Here is a 16,579-nt window from a genome sequence, read left to right as displayed (position 1 = left end):
CCAAACGGGGTTTATCAGGAGTCTATGATGGAAGTTATCAAGTTCGGCAAGTTTGCAGCTCTGGTTGTCGCTTTCGGCGTTGTGGTTGGCTGTTCTTCCAAGGGCGGTGATGCTGCCGGCACCGGCGCGGTCGATCCGAATGCTGGTTATGACAGCTCCACTTCTTCTTCGGCGGGTGCCGGTAGCGTCAGCAGCGAAGAAGCTGCTCTGCGCGCCATCACCACTTTCTACTTCGAGTTCGACAGCTCTGAGCTGAAGCCCGAAGCCATGCGCGCCCTGGACGTACACTCCAAGGATCTCAAGGCGCAGGGTAACCGCGTAGTGCTGGAAGGCCACACCGATGAGCGTGGTACTCGTGAGTACAACATGGCTCTGGGTGAGCGTCGTGCAGCCGCCGTTCAGCGCTACCTGGTTCTGCAGGGCGTTTCTCCCGCTCAGTTGGAGCTGGTCTCCTACGGCGAAGAGAAAGCTGCTGTGACTGGCACTGGCGAAGAAGCCTGGGCTCAGAACCGTCGCGTAGAACTGCGTAAGTAAGAGGTCGCATGAAAGGGTATCAGGGATTAGCGCTGGGTTTTCTGCTGTTGCCGGTCGCGGCCATGGCTCAGGTTCCGGTAATGGAAGGCAGTTCGGGCGGCAACGCACCGAGCTACCAAACGCAGGCCCCATCGCTGCCCGATACCCGATCGTCCTCGGCTGGCCTCTCGGTAGAGGGCCAGCTCATGCAGCAGCTGTATCAGATGCAGCAGGAAGTTTCCATGCTGCGTGGCCTGCTCGAAGAGCAGGAGCATCGACTGAAGAAACTGGAAAAGGATCAGCTTGATCGATATCAGGATATCGACCGGCGACTTTCCGCAATTTCCGCAGGTTCGCCCGTGCCGTCAGGTTCGAGCGGACCCGCCAATGGCAATAACCTGCCGCCGGTAACTCCGGCCACCCCCGGGGCGACCTCCGACACCGCGCCCCAAGCGCCGGCCGAAGCCGATCCGGCGCGCGAGAAACTGCTTTACGAGGCGGCCTTCGATCAGGTCAAGGCGCGCGACTTTGAAAAGGCCGAGATGGCCTTTAGCGCCTTCCTGCGCCGCTATCCCAACAGTGATTACGCTGGTAATGCGCAGTATTGGTTGGGGGAGGTCTACCTGGTCCAAGCGGACCTGGAATCCGCCGGCCAGGCGTTCGCCAAGGTCATCAGCCAGTACGCCGGTCATCGCAAGGAGGCTGATGCGCTCTACAAGCTGGCCGAAGTGGAACGCCGTATGGGGAATTCCAGCAAGGCAGCGCAGCTGTATCAGGAAGTCTTGACCAAGCACCCGAATGCCTCTGCGGCACAGTTGGCGCGCCGCGAGCTGAACAACCTGCAATAGAATGTCTTGCGGACAAGAAAAAACGGTGTGCAACGATCAGGCACACCGGAAAATTATTCAAAAAAATTCTTGAGTTTCGGTGATAAATCAGTAAGATATCGCGCATCCAAAGGGTCGTTAGCTCAGTTGGTAGAGCAGTTGGCTTTTAACCAATTGGTCGTAGGTTCGAATCCTACACGACCCACCATTTCCTGGATGTTCTGATTGCCTGGCGCTGCTCAGGCTGCCTTCTTCAGATTGTTTTTCTTCTCCTCCATCTGCTTTCCCAATGTCTCCAGTTGCTCTTTGCTCATCAGCTTGGCAGCATCGGTGAACATCTCCTGTTCTTCCTCTTCGATGTGATGCTCCAGCAACTCCTTCAGCACCTTGATTCGCCCCGAGAATTCGACGCTGCCTGGCTCGGTGTTCAGCAGGTCCGGTAATACCAGCGACTCCACAGCCCGATGTTCTTCCTTGGCTTCGTGATACATCTTCAGCTCATCTTTCGCCCCTGCCTCCTTGAAAGCAGGGTAGAAGTCTTCTTCTTCGATGGTGGTGTGGATGGTCAGCTCGAGCTTGATTTTCTGCAATAGCTCCTCGCGTTTCTTGACGGCACGCTCGGTGGTGGCGCTGATCTCTTCCAGCAGTTGCTTGACCGTTTCGTGGTCTGCTTTCAACAGCTCTATGGCATTCATTTTTCATTATCCTCATCAGGGTGGTACCCATGAAGTTGGACGATTGGCGGCTGCTGCTGTTCAGATTATTTGCATCGTCGACCATCGGTGAAATCAGGTTGAACCGGCTCCGCATGCGCAAGGTCACTTGTATACCACTCAGCGTAAGAGCAGGAGTTGATTCATGAATGCCATTGATTCTAAAGAAGTGATTTCCACCCTGAACGATCTTATCGAAACCAGCAAGGATGGCGAGGAGGGCTTTCGCACCTGTGCTGAGGATATCAAGCGCCCGGAGCTGAAAAACCTGTTCAGTGAGCGCGCGGCAGAATGTGCCAAGGCCGCTCAGGAGCTGCAAGCGATAGTGATTCGCCTGGGCGGTGACCCGGAGGACAGCACTAGTGTCAGCGGCGATCTCCATCGGCGCTGGGTCGATCTGAAGTCGTTGGTCACCGGCAAGGATGATGAGGCAATCCTCAACGAATGCGAGCGTGGCGAGGACGTTGCCAAGAGAAGCTATCGCAAGGCACTCGATAAAGCGTTGCCGGAAGATATTCGCCAAGTGGTCCAGCGCCAGTATGACGGCGTTCTGCGTAACCACGACCAGGTGAAAATGCTGCGCGATGCTGAACGGGCTCGCAGTTAAGCCGCATACGCCAAATGAAGCCGGCGGGCACGCAATCTCCCGACGGGTGCCCGCCGGCGTTACATTATGTGACTGACAGCGCGCCGGGTTTCAGCCGCAGAATGCTCAATGGCGTGGCTGCCTACTTCGATGAACGGGGCCGCCGCATTCGCGATAAAGCGGTAATTGAACGTATCAATGCTCTGGCTATTCCACCTGCTTACCGGGAGGTCTGGATTTGCCCAGACGCGCTAGGTCATCTGCAGGCTACCGGGCGGGACGCTCGCGGTCGCAAGCAGTATCGTTATCATCCCCTGTGGCGAGAAGTGCGCGACGCGGCCAAATACGAGCGGCTGCTCGCCTTCGGTAATGCCCTGTCACGCCTGCGCCGCGAGCTGGATCAGCGGCTCAGAACCCGCCAGCTGAGCCGGGAGAGGGTGATTGCCGCCGTCATCCTGCTGCTCGACCAGACCTGTGTGCGAGTGGGTAATCAGGAGTATGCCAGGCAGAACAAATCCTACGGCTTGACTACTCTGCGTAACCGCCATGTCACCCTGCGCGGCGACGACATCAGCTTCCACTTTCGGGGCAAGAGTGGAGTGAAGCATGAAGTCAGTCTGCGTCATCCGCGGTTGGCCCGGGTTCTACGCCGCTGCCGGGAGTTGCCGGGGCAGCCTCTGTTCCAGTATCTGGATGCCGATGGCCATTCCTGCTCGGTCAGCTCTTCGGACATCAATGAGTGTCTGCATGACATAGCCGGTGCCGACTTCACTGCCAAGGATTACCGTACCTGGGCTGGCAGTACCCTGGCGCTCGCCAGCTTGCGGGAGCTCACCGCACAGGGGCGCGCGCCGAGCAAGCAAGCGGTCGCCGAGGTGGTGAAGCAAGTGGCTGTGGAGTTGGGTAATACGCCGGCGGTGTGCCGCAAGTGCTACATTCATCCGGCCATCATGGCTGCCTATCTTCAAGGCGATCTGGACAAGGTGCGCTGGAGTGCCGGTCGAGCCAGACGGCGCTGGCTCAAGCCGGCAGAGGTCGATCTGATCGTTTTTCTGCAGACTTGCGCGTCGTCCCCGTCGTCAGGGTGACAATTGCTCGACGCGACGCTCCTCGATGCCCTGGTACTCACCGGGCGGCGAAATCGCCCGCCAGCTTTCCAGATAGAATAGCCCGACACAGAGCATGGTCAGCAAACCCACGGCAAGAATGCAGGTGGCATAAAAATAAGCCTTTGACTTGCTCAGTTGCATGTAAATGGGCAGCCCCAGATATAGATGCAGCGCCGAATAGCCGCCTACCAGCGGAATGACCAGCAGGATCAGCCAGCGCTCCGGGAGCAGGGCTGCCAGGGCGCCTAGCATGAAGGGCACTGAAAGAAATGTGGCAAACGCCATGCCACGCAATGCCGACGGGCGTACGGGCGTCCGGAACAGTACCCAGCGGATCATCCAGCCCATGATAATGACGTTGGTGACATAGGCCAGCCACACCGCCAGCGCGAGCATGGCTGCACTGCTCTGGCTGAGAAATTTCTGTTGTTCCGAGCCGAACAATGACCACCCGGCTATCGCTGCCCCGTAATAGATACACAATGCGGGAATCAGTGAGCCGATCAACAGCAGCGGCAGGAAACCGCAGGGGCTGTGTTCAATATCATCGTGAATGCGATTCCAGGTGGCGCTTGGCGCATAGAATAGACCGGGTACGTGTCTGAACATGGGAATCCTGCCTTGTTGTATGTGCGTGTCCCAGAAGGTGCGAATGCAGCCCCTTCCTAATCCTTGACTCGCCTCGTTGCCGGGAGTTCCAGTGGGGCAATCGGTAGAACAGGACGACCGTGGTATGATATTGCCCGTTCCATTCCCGGAGGGGTTGTTAGATGTCTCAGATTTCCGAAAGGTTGCTGGTGCAGGCCCATCTGGCCGCAAAGCAGCCTGCGCCATTGAACGATGCCGAGAAAGCCGACTACAAGGCACGCATCGCTACGGCCCTGAAAGCCCACGACGCGGTACTGGTCGCACACTATTACACTGATCCGCTATTGCAGGAACTGGCAGAGGAAACCGGTGGCTGCGTATCCGACTCACTGGAGATGGCGCGCTTCGGCAAGAACCATCCGGCCAGCACCCTGGTGGTGGCCGGCGTACGCTTCATGGGCGAAACTGCCAAGATTCTCAGTCCAGAGAAGCGGGTACTGATGCCTACGCTGGATGCCACCTGCTCGCTGGATATCGGCTGCCCGATCGATGAGTTCTCGGCCTTCTGCGATCAGCACCCGGACCGTACCGTGGTGGTCTACGCGAACACCTCGGCGGCGGTGAAAGCGCGCGCCGACTGGGTGGTGACTTCCAGTTGCGCCCTGCCGATCGTCGAGAGCCTGATGGACCGGGGCGAGAAGATCCTCTGGGCCCCGGACAAGCACCTGGGTGGCTATATCCAGAGCAAGACCGATGCCGACATGCTGCTGTGGGACGGTGCCTGCATCGTGCATGAGGAGTTCAAGGCCAAGGCGTTGATCGATCTCAAGGCGGTCTACCCTGATGCGGCGATCCTGGTACACCCGGAATCCCCGGCAGCGGTGGTCGAGCTGGCCGATGTGGTGGGTTCCACCAGTCAGTTGATCAAGGCGACGCAGGAGCTGCCAAACTCGACCTTCATCGTGGCCACTGACAAGGGCATCTTCTACAAGATGCAGCAGGCGGCGCCAGGCCGTCGGTTGATTGACGCGCCTACCGCGGGTGATGGAGCTACCTGTCGCAGCTGCGCCAACTGTCCGTGGATGGCCATGAACACCCTGCCACGGGTGTTGCAGAGCCTGGAGCAGGGTGCCAACGAGATTCTGGTGCCGGAAGAGCTGATTCCTGCTGCGGTGCGACCGTTGGAGCGGATGCTCGAGTTCACCAGCAAGCTCTGATCAGAAACCCTTGAGGATCTCCCGCCGACGCGCGACTTCTTCCTTGCGCGCGTTGATGCGGGAGCTTTCCACGAAGTTGTCGGTGCGCTTGAGCGCCTGATCCAACTGTTGGTCGGCCTGATCCAGATCGCCGGCGAGCATGAAGTATTCCGCCCGGGCCTGGTGCACACCCAGGATATTCTTCGCCAGACCGCGGATCTCTGATACCAGATACCACACGTCCGGATCCTCGGGGCGCAGCCGCGCCAGCCGATCGGTCACCCGCTCGGCGCCGGTATAGTCGCGTTGGCGCAACAGGATATCGGCCTTGGCATTCAGCAGAGGGTAGCTGTCGGGTCGGGTCTTGAGCAGGTTATCGAGACGCGTCAGCGCCTCATTCTGGTGCCCCTGACTGCTGTCGAGCTCGACTTTGGCCAGTTGCACGGCGATGTTATCGGGGTGCTGTGCCAACAGCGGATCCAGCTCCTGCGCCGCCTCGTCTGCCTGGCCGCTACGGATCAAGGCCAGGGCCAAACCGTAGCGCGCCGCGGCATGCTCGCCCTGATGCTCGTCCAGCAGTGCGCGAAAGCGCTGCGCCGCCAGACCGGGGCTGTCTTCATAGAACAGCTGCACGCGGGCGCGCATCATCTGATAATACAAGCTGTCCTGGCGGCCATCATTGCTGAGTTGTCCGGCGCGGTTGCGCGAGTCGGCAATCCGTGACTGGTTGACCGGGTGCGTCAGCAGGAACTCCGGCGGGGTACGGCTGAAGCGGCTCAACTTGGCCAGCCGCTCGAACATCTCCGGCATGGCGTTGGGATCGAAACCCGCCTGTTGCAGGTTGAGCAGACCAATGCGGTCGGCCTCTTGTTCATTCTGTCGGGAAAAACGCCGCTGCTCCTGAATTGCCGCCGCCTGGGTCGAGGCCAGGGCAGCGAAGCCGGCATCGCCACCGCCACTGGCGGCGAGGATAACGCTGGCGAGCATGGCGGTCATCAGCGGGATACGGTTCTGCTGTTGATGCTGCAGACCGCGGGCGAAGTGCCGTTGCGACAGGTGAGCCAGTTCGTGAGCCATCACCGACGCGAACTCCGCTTCGGTATGGGCATGCAGAAACAGTCCGCCATTGACCCCGATGATGCCGCCGGGGGCAGCGAAGGCGTTGAGCTGCGGGCTGTCGATTGCGACGAAGGTCAGGCGCCGGTCATCCAGCTGGCTGGTTTCCGCCAGCCCGAACACGTGACCCTCGATGTAATCCTTGAGCAGCGGATCTTCCAGCGTGCGTACCGAGCCACGGAGCATGGACAGCCAGGCGCGACCGAGCTGGTATTCCTGCTCGCGGGGCATGATCGAGGAACTGGTGTCGCCCAGTGAAGGCAGATTGAACTCGGACGCGACTGCCGGCATGGGTATCGGCACCGCGATGGCGGTCATCAGTGAAAACAGTAGCGCTTTGGCAGGCACGCGGGCCGCTTTGATACATTGCATGAAAACACTCTAACCCGTTTCTGTTTCAATTGTCTGCCAATCGTCCTGCGAGGGTATACTCGCTGGCTCAACGGGAGTGTAAGCATGGTTGACGAAAAAAGTGAACTGCGGGCTGACCAGTTGGTAGATGCCCGCGGGCTATCCTGCCCGCTACCGCTGCTGCGCGCCAAGCTGGCGCTGAACAGTATGCAGGCGGGACAGGTATTGCACCTGACGGCCACGGACGCGGGCTCGCAACGGGATATCACCCGCTTTGCCGAACTCGCCGGGCATGCTCTGTTGCATGCCAGCGAGCAGGAGGGGGAGTTTCATTACTGGTTGCGCAAAGCGCAAGCTTGATCAGGCCAGTTCGCGCGCCGCTTCGAGCACCTCTGCGACGTGGTCGGGCACTTTCACCTTGCGCCATTCACGGCGCAATACGCCCTCGCGGTCGATCAGGAAGGTACTGCGCTCGATGCCTTCGTATTCCTTGCCGTACAGCTTCTTCTTGCGGATCACATCGAACAGCCGGCACAGGCTCTCGTCTGGGTCGCTGATCAAGTCGAAAGGGAAGCTTTGCTTGGTGCGAAAATTCTCGTGGGTGCGCAGGCTATCGCGGGAAACCCCGAACACCAGGGTATCGGCTGCCAGAAACTGGTCATGCATGTCGCGAAAGTCCTGGCCCTGGGTAGTGCAGCCAGGGGTGTGATCCTTGGGGTAGAAGTAGATCACCACCTTCTTGCCGGCCAGTTCCGAGAGAGTGACGGTCTTGCCGCTGGTGGCCGGCACGGTGAAGTCGGGCAGGGTGGAATCCAGTTTTATGCTCATTGACAGTCTCGCGGTCGGTATCAGTGAAGGGGACGCCAGGGTTCCATCACGGCGTCCAGGTTGAGTTCGTCGCAGAAGTCGAGGAACTGCTCGCGCAACCAGCTCAGTTGGGTTTTCACCGGAATGGCAATGGTCAGCGTCAGATTCAACATGGCGGTGCCGGTGTGCTGAGCCATGTAGGTAAAGCTGAGCATTTCCTCGATGTCAATTTCCAGATGCTGGAAGAAGGCGCAGAGTTCAGCGACCAGTTCGGGGCGTTGGGCTGCCGTTACGAAGACGTTGTAGGGCAGCGCCGAGGGGCGTTCTTCCAGCGCACTGCTGCGGTACATGGACAGCGTGAAATGTTCGCGCTTGGCCAGCGGTGGCAGCAGGGTTTCCAGTCTCGCCAGGGCGTCCCAGTTGCCGCTGACCTGCAGCAGCAATGCGGTGCAGGTGCCGTGCCGGCTCATGCGGCTGCTGACGATCAGGCAGCGCTGCTCCATGCACAGGCGGGTCAGCATGCTGGCCAGAGCGGTGGTTTGCTGCCCCATGGCATTGATCACCAGGAATTGCTCCCGGGGGCTGGGCACTGTGGACATAAGATTCCTCGAAGACTGAATTGCCGGGTCGTGACGTCAGCATGATGGCGTTGCGACAAGCTGTCTATTGTCCCTGTCTGTCGTCGGCGGTTCAACCATCAGTTTTATTGCCCTGCAGCGCTTAACGAAGCCGGCCTCCCTTGTGCTGAACCCATGGCGAAAGTACCATTGCCGATTAACGTATACCTTGTGGAGCCCCTTGCATGATTTCAGGCAGCCTTGTAGCGCTGGTAACCCCCATGGACTCGCGTGGCAGCCTGGACTGGCAGGCGCTTGAGCGTCTTATCGATTTCCATCTGGAGCAGGGCACCGATGGCATCGTGGCGGTGGGCACCTCCGGTGAATCCGCGACCCTGGACATGGACGAGCACAAGGAAGTCATCCGCCGCGTGGTAGATCAGGTTGCCGGCCGTATTCCAGTCATTGCCGGCACCGGTGCCAACTCCACCAGCGAAGCGGTTGAGCTGACCGAGGCGGCGCGCAGTGTGGGCGCCGATGCCTGCCTGCTGGTCACGCCGTATTACAACAAGCCGACTCAGGAAGGGCTCTACCAGCATTTCAAGTTCATTGCCGAGGCGGTGGCCATTCCCCAGATCCTGTACAACGTGCCGGGACGTACTGCCTGTGACATGTTGCCCGATACCGTCGTGCGGCTGGCTGACATCCCCAACATCATCGGCATCAAGGAAGCCACCGGCGATCTGCAGCGCGCTCGTGAATTGATCGAACGCGTCGGTGAGCGCATGGCCATCTATTCCGGTGACGACCCGACCGCAGTTGAGCTGATTCTGCTCGGCGGCAAAGGCAATATCTCGGTTACCGCCAACGTCGCCCCCAAGGCGATGCATGATCTGTGCGTTGCCGCCTTGCAGGGCGACGCCGACACTGCCCGCCGTTTGAACGATATGCTCATGCCGTTGCACGAAAAGCTGTTCATCGAGTCCAACCCGATTCCGGTGAAGTGGGCGCTGCACGAAATGGGTCTGGTTGATGACGGTCTGCGCCTGCCATTGACCAGCCTCAGTGAAGATTGCCAGCCCGCAGTACGTGAGGCCCTGAAGCAGTGCGGCCTGTTGTGACTCCGAGGAACCATACCATCAAGGAATTCCAAATGAAGCCTGTGCTCAACGCACTGACCCTGGTAATGATCAGCGCCGGCCTGAGCGGCTGTGGCTACCTGTTCGGCGAAGACGGCTATTTCCGTGATCGGGGTTCCGATTACCGCACCGCTGTGGTGGAGCCGAGAATGACGGTCCCGGCCGAATTGAACAGCAAGCCCATCGGCGATTTGCTGCCGGTACCCGGCCAGCGCGGCGCCAGCACCAGTGAAGGTAAGTTCGAACTGCCGCGGCCCCAGGGGCTGAGCGTCGCTGCGGATTTCAGTGAATACTCCATGCAGCAGAATGGCGGCGAGCGCTGGTTGCAGGCGCAGCGCGCACCGACCAGTCTGTGGCCGCAGGTGCGTCAGTTCCTCAGTGAATACCGGGTGCCGGTTGCTACCGAGTCCACCACCATCGGCGAAATGGAAACCGGCTGGCTGGCCTTTGACCAGGATGCCGATAACCCGCTGATGCGCCGGCTGCTGCCTGCGGTCGGTGCCAATCGCCGCACTGATGGGCAGGAACAGCGCTTCCGCATCCGTGTGGAGCCGGGCGTGCAATCCGGCAGCAGCGAAATCAAGGTGCTGCACATGCAGCGCAGCCAGGGCAGCGACCGCAGCGAATGGCCTTCGGTCTCGGACAACAGCAACCTCGAGCGTGCCCTGCTGGCCGAGTTGGAAACCTACCTGAGCCAGGCCGGTGAGCTGGATTCGGCAGCCCTGTCGACAGTCGATGAAGCACCAGCGGCTCGCCGCACTACGCTGGATCAGGACGGTGCCGGCAATCCGGTGCTGAACATGTCGACCGATTTCAACCGCGCCTGGGCGGCGGTGGGTCAGGCACTGGCCAAGGCGGACGTGCAGATCGCCGATATCAACCGCAGCGCGGGTGTCTACTACGTCAATCCCGATCAGAGCGCCGAGGCGGACAAGCCCGGTTTCTTCGGCCGGCTGTTCGGCCGTGACGCCAAGCCTGAGCAGGACAACGCGCAGCGCACCCAGGTACGACTGACGCCGGTGGGCAACCGTATCCAGGTCACTGTGGAAGACAGTATCGATACCAGCACCGATTCCAGCCAGGCCAGGGAACTGCTCCGCCGGATCCACGACAACCTGAACTGAAATGCGCTATTGCTCGCTCGGGAGTGGCAGTCGGGGCAACGCCACTCTGATTGAATATGGCCGGACCCGGCTGCTGGTGGATTGCGGCTTCAGTCTGCGCGCCACCGAGCAACGGCTGGCCGCAGCGGGGCTGAGCCCGCATCAGCTGACCGCGATACTGGTCACCCATGAACACTCTGATCACATCAAGGGTGTCGAGCGTCTGGCGCAGCGCTATCGTCTGCCGGTGTACATGACCGCTGGCACCTATCTGGGCATGGGTGAGACGGCGTTGCCGGTGGAGTTGATCCGTTTTGGTCAGGAGTTGGTTATCGGCGAAATCCGGGTCACCCCGGTGCCGGTACCCCATGACGCGCGCGAGCCCTGCCAGTTCATCTTCGATAGCGGTAGTCATCGCCTGGGTGTGCTAACCGACACCGGTATGATCACTCCGTTGATTACGGAAATGTACAGCGGTCTGGATGCGCTTTTTCTCGAAGCCAACTATGATCCGCTGATGCTGGCCAACGGACCTTATCCGCCTTTTTTGCGGGCTCGGGTTGGCGGTCAGCTCGGCCATCTGAGCAATCAGCAGGCTGCGGGATTGCTCGAAGCGATCGACATGAGCGCGCTGAAATACGTCGCGATCGCCCATATCAGCGAAAAGAACAACCGACCGGAGCTGGCCCTCGGCGAGTTGTCCAGAGTACTGGATGGCTGGGAGGGCGAGCTGCGGCTGGCAGTACAGAATCATGGCCTGCCGTGGCAGGACATTACAGGTAATACCCAACCTCATTTGGCGCATATCGGGAGCCGATAATGGAAAAACGCACAGAACTCTACCGCGGCAAGGCCAAGTCGGTTTATACCACCGATGATCCGGATCGCCTCATCCTGCTGTTCCGCAACGACACCTCGGCCTTCGATGGCAAGAAGATCGAACAGCTGGAACGCAAGGGCATGGTCAACAACCGCTTCAATGCCTTCATCATGCAGAAACTGCAGGACTCCGGCATTCCGACCCAGTTCGACAAGCTGTTGTCCGACACCGAATGTCTGGTCAAGAAACTGGACATGGTCCCGGTTGAATGTGTGGTGCGCAATTACGCGGCCGGCAGCCTGGTCAAGCGCCTGGGCATTGAAGAGGGCAAAGAGTTGCTGCCGCCGACCTTTGAACTCTTCCTCAAGGACGACGCCAAAGGCGACCCCTTCATCAACGAATCCCATGTCGTCACCTTCGGCTGGGCTACAGCCGAGCAACTGCAGCGCATGCGTGAACTGACCCTGCAGGTCAATGACGTTCTCAAGCAGCTATTCGATGACGCCGGCCTGCTGCTGGTGGACTTCAAGCTGGAGTTTGGCCTGTTCAAGGGTGACGTCGTCCTCGGCGATGAATTCAGCCCCGACGGCTGCCGCCTGTGGGACAAGGAAACCCGCAAGAAGATGGACAAGGACCGCTTCCGCCAGGGCCTCGGCGGCGTCATCGAAGCCTATGAAGAAGTCGCTCAAAGACTGGGTGTTCCGCTGTCCTGACCCTTTAACGGCCGCAGCGAAGCTGCTATGATGCGCGCCGACTTGGAGAGTTGCCGGAGTGGTCGAACGGGACGGATTCGAAATCCGTTGTACCCGCAAGGGTACCCAGGGTTCGAATCCCTGGCTCTCCGCCATATGACGTGGTAATCAATGACTTCGACAGTTTTTGATTGCTATCAGACAAAAAGCCCCACAACCTGAAAACGGTGTGGGGCTTTTTTGTTTCTACTGGTGGCATAGCGCCTTGGCACAGAGGTAACAATGAACGAAAAATGGTTGGCGGCTTTACCCAAGGCGGAGCTGCATATGCATCTCGAGGGATCCCTCGAGCCAGAGCTGCTCTTTCAGCTTGCCGGGCGCAACGGTATCAAGCTGCCATGGGCGGATGTGGATGATCTGCGCCGCGCTTATACCTTTGGCAATCTCCAGGAGTTCCTTGATCTCTACTATCAGGGCGCGAACGTCCTGCGCACGGAGCAGGACTTCTACGATCTCACCTGGGCCTACCTGCAGCGCTGCCAGGCCCAGGGAGTAGTACATGTCGAGCCGTTCTATGACCCTCAGACGCATACTGAGCGGGGCATTGCATTCGAGGTGGCTCTTGAGGGGATAACCACAGCACTGCGTGATGGCAAAGAGCAGCTGGGTATCGAGGGTGGGCTGATCCTCAGCTTTCTGCGACACTTGAGTGAGGATGACGCCTTCGAGACGCTCGCCCGGGCTTTGCCGTATCGGGATGCTTTTTTTGCCGTCGGGCTCGACAGTTCAGAGCTTGGTCATCCGCCCAGCAAATTCGAACGGGTCTTTGCCAAGGCCCGTGCCGAAGGGCTCCTGGCAGTTGCTCATGCGGGCGAGGAGGGGCCGCCGGACTACATCTGGCAGGCGCTGGATCTGCTCAAGGTCAGTCGCATTGATCACGGCGTACGTGCAGCGGAAGATCCTGTACTCATTGAGCGGTTGATCGACGAGCAGATCCCGCTGACCGTGTGCCCATTGTCCAACATCAAACTGCGTGTGTTTGACGATATGCGAGATCACAATATTCTGAGCCTGTTGGAACAGGGCGTTAACGTCACCGTGAACTCTGACGATCCGGCTTACTTCGGCGGTTATGTAAATGAGAATTTCATGGCTTTGCATGAAAGCCTGGGGATGACAGAAAGCCAAGCCAAGCGCCTGGCTCAGAACAGCCTGGACGCCCGGTTGGCATAAAGCTGAACCCCAAAGGCCTGGGCAGGCTCGAATAGTGAACAGCTGGCCTGCCTGGCGGACCGGCAATGTTTATTGGACGGATATTATGCTGAGATCGAAACTGCCTGGGTTTGTTGTGTTGATGCTGGCTCTGCTGTTCATGCCGGTCGCTGCGGTGTCGGCACAAACGGCTGACCAAACAGAGCTGGACCCGGCACAAGCGCGACAGGTGCTTGATACGCTGCAGGATGACGAGCGGCGGAATGAGGTGGTGCGGGCGCTGGAAGTTATAGCCAGCGAGGCGCCGGCCGATGATGAAGCGCCGGCTGTGGAGGAGTCGCCGTTAAGCGCCATAGTGCCGCTGGAAGCTGGTGGTCTGGTTGCGCGCACCATGGATCAAGTCGGTGATTGGGCTGATGGGCTGCATGCACAGCTGGTGCGGATTGCCCGGGCGCTGGCTGATCTGCCCGCCTGGTTCCAGGCCACCTTCCTCAATGAGGTGGGGCGCATGTTGGCGCTGCAGACGCTGATGGATCTGGCTATAGTCTTTGGCGTCGGCTTTTGTCTGGAATGGCTGCTGCGCCGCGCGTTGCGCAGATCTGTGCGCAGCCTGTTGACCAGCGCCAACCAGGCAGAGTTGCGGGTGCCCGCGCCTGTATCTGTTCCCGTATCTGCTCCGGATACCACCGACCCTGTTGCGCTTGCTGCACTGCGTCCGCTGGATAACAGCACTGCGCTGGTTCAGACTCAGCGCGATGGGGTTGAGTATGTGGAAGCAGTGCCGGTCGGTCCCCATGCTTCCGCTGCAGACTCGCCCGTGGAGTCTGCCAACGGGGCCGCTTCAGCGGCAGTCGCCACTGCCGCTGCCTCGACTGCTGCTTCCCCCGTCGAATCCGAACTGAAGGCATTGCGCCGATTGCCCTTTGCCCTGGCCGGCTTCGTACTGGATCTGTTGCCATTGGGGCTGTTTTTTGGCATCGCGGCGCTGGTCCTGCAGCTGTTGCCGGGGCTGGATGCGCGTACCCATCTGGTGACTCGTGAGTTTGTTTACGCCTATGTGATCACCCGTGTCGTCATGGCCGTGGTGCGCCTGTTGCTGGCACCAAAGGATGCCTGCCTGCGTATCATCCAGGTGGGCGATTTCGCCGCTGAGCAGATACATCGGTGGACGCGTCGGTTGGTTGTTCTAGCGACCTTCGGTGTCGCGACTGGTAATGCACTTGGCATCCTCGGCACCGACCCCGAGGCCCAGCTGGTGATTGTCAAAACGACCTCTCTGATGGTGCATCTGGCCCTGATCTTTCTGGTGTTTCGTTTCCGCCAGCCGGTGGCCGTGTGGATCGCCGGTTCACCCGAGCGTGACGGTGCGGCATATGCGTTGCGACGCTGGCTGGCGGGTGTCTGGCCGCTGTTGATGGCGGTGTTGATCATGGGCGGCTGGGTGGTCTGGGCGCTGCGCATCGAAGATGGTTTCACCAAATTGCTGGAGTTCATCGGCATTTCCGCCGCCATCATTGTATTGGGCCGGCTGGCCGCTGTATTGGCGCTGGGGGCCCTGGGGCGTTTGGCGGGTATCAGCGAGGATCTGTCAGATGAGTCCAGCCCGGATAGTTCGGCCAATCTGCGCAGTCAGCTTGCCGAGCAGTACTACCCGCTGCTGCGTTGGCTGGTCTCGCTGGTGATTACGGTAGCCACCCTGGTTGCGCTGCTGCAGGCCTGGGGGCTGAATGCGTTGCAATGGTTTGCACCTGGCACCATTGGCAGCAGCCTGGCTTCCGCTTTTGTCACCATTGTCATTGCTGTGGCGATTGCACTGGTGGTCTGGCAAGCGACCAACGTCTCCGTTGAGCGGCGTATTGCCCGCTGGCGTGAGCAGGGCGACCTGTTACGTGCGGCGCGCCTCAATACACTTCTGCCCATGCTCCGCGCCGGGCTGTTTCTGGTTATTGCGCTGATCGTCGGCCTGACGGCGTTGAACCAGATCGGCGTCAACACCACGCCGTTGATCGCTGGTGCGAGCATCATAGGTGTAGCCATTGGTTTCGGCTCGCAGAAGCTGGTGCAGGATTTCATTACTGGGATCTTCCTGCTGATGGAGAACGCCATGCAGGTTGGCGATTCGGTGACGGTCGCCGGTGTGGCGGGTACCGTGGAAAACCTGTCGATCCGCACTGTGCGTCTGCGCGCCGGTGATGGCTCGCTGCATATTGTGCCGTTCAGCTCGGTGACCACGGTCAACAATGCGCACCGCGGCCTCGGCAATGCGGCTGTGCGTATCAGCGTCAGCTATGACACTGATATCAATCAGGCCATCGGAGAACTGAAGGCGATTGGCGCAGCACTGCGTAACGATCCGGTTTTCTCACCACGGATTCTGGCGGATATGGAAGTCTGGGGCGTGGACGCGGTGGATGGTTCCATGGTCACTTTGGCTGGCCAGATGCGCTGTACCGACAAGGGCCGTTGGGGTGTCCAGCGCGAGATCAATAGACGCATTCTGGAACGCTTCCGCCAGCTGGGTATCGATATCGCCGATCCGCGCGAACGGCCGCTGGTACCCTCTACTGTCATTTCTGAATAGTACTATTCGCTGGGTGTGGAGCTGAATCGCGAGTTCCCGGCCTATGGCGCGCGTTTCTTTCAAAAAAGGCGACGTGGTACTTTTCCATACCGGCTGGCTCAGCCTGGTCGGTGAGGATAACGAGCGATTTGGAAAGGCTCAGCCGGGCCTCGGCGTCGACGGGGCGAAATACCTGGCTGAACAGGGAGTCGTTGCTGTGGGGGCTGATAACTGGGGACTTGAGGTCATTCCCTTCGAGGACGGCACCGGCGTGTTCGAAGTTCATCAAACACTGCTCGCAAAGCATGGCGTTTACATCCTCGAAAACATGAACACCGCCGAGTTAGCCAGGGATGATGTTCATGAGTTCATGTTCGTCCTGGGACAACCGAAGATTAAAGGGGCCGTACAGATGATGGTGAACCCGATTGCCATCAAGTGATAACTGACTGGCACCAGCACCCTTTACCCGATTCGCAGATACCCTGAGCTGTTACTGCCAGCAATCGCTTACCGCCGAAGCCGAGCCGGATCCCCTCCGGCTCATTTGCTGACCGATCTCTCACCAACATTTGAGTTTCTTGCCTTTCTCGGGGCGAGGCGCACCAAAGGCGAGCCCTGTGTGCGCTGGGTTGCCCTGCCATGGTTCAATCAGGGGCCTCTTTCTCTGCTACGCGCAGGTCGTCCAGT

General features: G+C 59.6%; 18 protein-coding genes and 2 tRNA genes. 15 read left to right on the top strand and 5 right to left on the bottom strand.

All coding sequences use genetic code 11. From position 1 onward, the window contains the following. The first annotated feature begins 27 nt into the window (after positions 1 to 27). The 3 genes from pal (at position 28) to DHB74_RS02240 (ending at position 1,548) form a co-directional block, all read left to right on the top strand. Positions 28 to 534 carry a peptidoglycan-associated lipoprotein Pal gene (pal, locus tag DHB74_RS02250; protein WP_036990021.1) on the top strand — a complete coding sequence of 169 codons (507 nt, stop codon included), beginning with the start codon at positions 28 to 30 and terminating at the stop codon, positions 532 to 534. Between the two features lie 8 nt (positions 535 to 542). Further along, complete coding sequence (gene ybgF / locus DHB74_RS02245) at positions 543 to 1,361, top strand: tol-pal system protein YbgF (RefSeq protein WP_036988604.1); 819 nt, start codon at positions 543 to 545, stop codon at positions 1,359 to 1,361. A gap of 111 nt (positions 1,362 to 1,472) precedes the next feature. Then, positions 1,473 to 1,548 (top strand) — tRNA-Lys (locus DHB74_RS02240). Positions 1,549 to 1,579: 31 nt separating this feature from the next. Here DHB74_RS02240 and DHB74_RS02235 read toward each other — a convergent pair. Further along, positions 1,580 to 2,035, bottom strand: coding sequence for a PA2171 family ribosome-binding persister protein (locus DHB74_RS02235; protein ID WP_036988605.1), 456 nt, complete (start codon positions 2,033 to 2,035; stop codon positions 1,580 to 1,582). 163 nt (positions 2,036 to 2,198) lie between these two features. Here DHB74_RS02235 and DHB74_RS02230 point away from each other — a divergent pair, with 163 nt between their 5' ends. Next, on the top strand, positions 2,199 to 2,660 hold the full coding sequence (locus DHB74_RS02230; RefSeq protein ID WP_036988607.1) for a ferritin-like domain-containing protein: 462 nt from the start codon (positions 2,199 to 2,201) through the stop codon (positions 2,658 to 2,660). 14 nt (positions 2,661 to 2,674) lie between these two features. Further along, the gene (locus DHB74_RS02225) at positions 2,675 to 3,727 is read left to right on the top strand and encodes a DNA topoisomerase IB (RefSeq protein WP_074777930.1); all 1,053 of its coding nucleotides are present in this window, start codon (positions 2,675 to 2,677) and stop codon (positions 3,725 to 3,727) included. Here the strand turns inward: DHB74_RS02225 and DHB74_RS02220 are convergent. Next, on the bottom strand, positions 3,719 to 4,357 hold the full coding sequence (locus DHB74_RS02220; protein ID WP_051610704.1) for a Yip1 family protein: 639 nt from the start codon (positions 4,355 to 4,357) through the stop codon (positions 3,719 to 3,721). The genes DHB74_RS02225 and DHB74_RS02220 overlap by 9 nt on opposite strands. A gap of 161 nt (positions 4,358 to 4,518) precedes the next feature. Between DHB74_RS02220 and nadA the strand changes: the two genes are divergently transcribed. Continuing rightward, a complete protein-coding gene (gene nadA / locus DHB74_RS02215; RefSeq protein WP_036988609.1) occupies positions 4,519 to 5,553 on the top strand; it encodes a quinolinate synthase NadA in 1,035 nt (344 codons plus the stop codon). On the opposite strand, the gene DHB74_RS02210 is transcribed toward nadA, so the two are convergent. Further along, the gene (locus DHB74_RS02210) at positions 5,554 to 7,020 is read right to left on the bottom strand and encodes a M48 family metalloprotease (protein WP_499160675.1); all 1,467 of its coding nucleotides are present in this window, start codon (positions 7,018 to 7,020) and stop codon (positions 5,554 to 5,556) included. Positions 7,021 to 7,104: 84 nt separating this feature from the next. Here DHB74_RS02210 and DHB74_RS02205 point away from each other — a divergent pair, with 84 nt between their 5' ends. Next, a complete protein-coding gene (locus DHB74_RS02205; protein ID WP_074777932.1) occupies positions 7,105 to 7,359 on the top strand; it encodes a sulfurtransferase TusA family protein in 255 nt (84 codons plus the stop codon). Here the strand turns inward: DHB74_RS02205 and DHB74_RS02200 are convergent, their stop codons facing one another. Then, positions 7,360 to 7,827 carry a peroxiredoxin gene (locus tag DHB74_RS02200; RefSeq protein WP_036988615.1) on the bottom strand — a complete coding sequence of 156 codons (468 nt, stop codon included), beginning with the start codon at positions 7,825 to 7,827 and terminating at the stop codon, positions 7,360 to 7,362. Between the two features lie 20 nt (positions 7,828 to 7,847). Continuing rightward, on the bottom strand, positions 7,848 to 8,405 hold the full coding sequence (locus DHB74_RS02195) for a glycine cleavage system transcriptional repressor (protein ID WP_036988616.1): 558 nt from the start codon (positions 8,403 to 8,405) through the stop codon (positions 7,848 to 7,850). Positions 8,406 to 8,608: 203 nt separating this feature from the next. Here DHB74_RS02195 and dapA point away from each other — a divergent pair, with 203 nt between their 5' ends. From dapA to DHB74_RS02155, 8 genes are all read left to right on the top strand, one after another. Further along, the gene (gene dapA, locus DHB74_RS02190) at positions 8,609 to 9,484 is read left to right on the top strand and encodes a 4-hydroxy-tetrahydrodipicolinate synthase (protein WP_036988617.1); all 876 of its coding nucleotides are present in this window, start codon (positions 8,609 to 8,611) and stop codon (positions 9,482 to 9,484) included. Between the two features lie 32 nt (positions 9,485 to 9,516). Further along, positions 9,517 to 10,626, top strand: coding sequence for an NlpB/DapX family lipoprotein (gene bamC, locus DHB74_RS02185; RefSeq protein ID WP_036988618.1), 1,110 nt, complete (start codon positions 9,517 to 9,519; stop codon positions 10,624 to 10,626). 1 nt (position 10,627) lies between these two features. After that, positions 10,628 to 11,425: an MBL fold metallo-hydrolase gene (locus DHB74_RS02180; protein ID WP_051610705.1), complete on the top strand. Its 798-nt coding sequence runs from the start codon at positions 10,628 to 10,630 to the stop codon at positions 11,423 to 11,425. Next, the gene (gene purC / locus DHB74_RS02175; protein ID WP_036988619.1) at positions 11,425 to 12,138 is read left to right on the top strand and encodes a phosphoribosylaminoimidazolesuccinocarboxamide synthase; all 714 of its coding nucleotides are present in this window, start codon (positions 11,425 to 11,427) and stop codon (positions 12,136 to 12,138) included. Before DHB74_RS02180 ends, purC begins: the two co-directional genes overlap by 1 nt. Positions 12,139 to 12,182: 44 nt before the next feature. Next, a tRNA-Ser gene (locus DHB74_RS02170) sits at positions 12,183 to 12,272 on the top strand. Between the two features lie 127 nt (positions 12,273 to 12,399). Continuing rightward, on the top strand, positions 12,400 to 13,350 hold the full coding sequence (locus DHB74_RS02165; RefSeq protein WP_136868959.1) for an adenosine deaminase: 951 nt from the start codon (positions 12,400 to 12,402) through the stop codon (positions 13,348 to 13,350). An 85-nt stretch (positions 13,351 to 13,435) separates the two neighbouring features. Next, positions 13,436 to 15,910 (top strand): mechanosensitive ion channel family protein, encoded by a 2,475-nt coding sequence (locus tag DHB74_RS02160; RefSeq protein WP_499160674.1) that lies wholly within the window; start codon positions 13,436 to 13,438, stop codon positions 15,908 to 15,910. Between the two features lie 43 nt (positions 15,911 to 15,953). Beyond that, positions 15,954 to 16,331 (top strand): cyclase family protein, encoded by a 378-nt coding sequence (locus DHB74_RS02155; protein WP_499160673.1) that lies wholly within the window; start codon positions 15,954 to 15,956, stop codon positions 16,329 to 16,331. Positions 16,332 to 16,579: the final 248 nt, after the last annotated feature.

Source organism: Pseudomonas sp. G11-1 (assembly GCF_024031555.1).
Lineage (GTDB): Bacteria > Pseudomonadota > Gammaproteobacteria > Pseudomonadales > Pseudomonadaceae > Halopseudomonas > Halopseudomonas bauzanensis.
This window is presented reverse-complemented; position numbering and strand designations above follow the sequence as displayed.

Coding starts and splice junctions, on each gene's coding strand:
- pal (WP_036990021.1), top strand. CDS start 28: ATGGAAGTTATCAAGTTCGGCAAGTTTGCAGCTCTGGTTGTCGCTTTC.
- ybgF (WP_036988604.1), top strand. CDS start 543: ATGAAAGGGTATCAGGGATTAGCGCTGGGTTTTCTGCTGTTGCCGGTC.
- DHB74_RS02235 (WP_036988605.1), bottom strand. CDS start 2,035: ATGAATGCCATAGAGCTGTTGAAAGCAGACCACGAAACGGTCAAGCAA.
- DHB74_RS02230 (WP_036988607.1), top strand. CDS start 2,199: ATGAATGCCATTGATTCTAAAGAAGTGATTTCCACCCTGAACGATCTT.
- DHB74_RS02225 (WP_074777930.1), top strand. CDS start 2,675: ATGAAGCCGGCGGGCACGCAATCTCCCGACGGGTGCCCGCCGGCGTTA.
- DHB74_RS02220 (WP_051610704.1), bottom strand. CDS start 4,357: ATGTTCAGACACGTACCCGGTCTATTCTATGCGCCAAGCGCCACCTGG.
- nadA (WP_036988609.1), top strand. CDS start 4,519: ATGTCTCAGATTTCCGAAAGGTTGCTGGTGCAGGCCCATCTGGCCGCA.
- DHB74_RS02210 (WP_499160675.1), bottom strand. CDS start 7,020: ATGCAATGTATCAAAGCGGCCCGCGTGCCTGCCAAAGCGCTACTGTTT.
- DHB74_RS02205 (WP_074777932.1), top strand. CDS start 7,105: ATGGTTGACGAAAAAAGTGAACTGCGGGCTGACCAGTTGGTAGATGCC.
- DHB74_RS02200 (WP_036988615.1), bottom strand. CDS start 7,827: ATGAGCATAAAACTGGATTCCACCCTGCCCGACTTCACCGTGCCGGCC.
- DHB74_RS02195 (WP_036988616.1), bottom strand. CDS start 8,405: ATGTCCACAGTGCCCAGCCCCCGGGAGCAATTCCTGGTGATCAATGCC.
- dapA (WP_036988617.1), top strand. CDS start 8,609: ATGATTTCAGGCAGCCTTGTAGCGCTGGTAACCCCCATGGACTCGCGT.
- bamC (WP_036988618.1), top strand. CDS start 9,517: ATGAAGCCTGTGCTCAACGCACTGACCCTGGTAATGATCAGCGCCGGC.
- DHB74_RS02180 (WP_051610705.1), top strand. CDS start 10,628: ATGCGCTATTGCTCGCTCGGGAGTGGCAGTCGGGGCAACGCCACTCTG.
- purC (WP_036988619.1), top strand. CDS start 11,425: ATGGAAAAACGCACAGAACTCTACCGCGGCAAGGCCAAGTCGGTTTAT.
- DHB74_RS02165 (WP_136868959.1), top strand. CDS start 12,400: ATGAACGAAAAATGGTTGGCGGCTTTACCCAAGGCGGAGCTGCATATG.
- DHB74_RS02160 (WP_499160674.1), top strand. CDS start 13,436: ATGCTGAGATCGAAACTGCCTGGGTTTGTTGTGTTGATGCTGGCTCTG.
- DHB74_RS02155 (WP_499160673.1), top strand. CDS start 15,954: ATGGCGCGCGTTTCTTTCAAAAAAGGCGACGTGGTACTTTTCCATACC.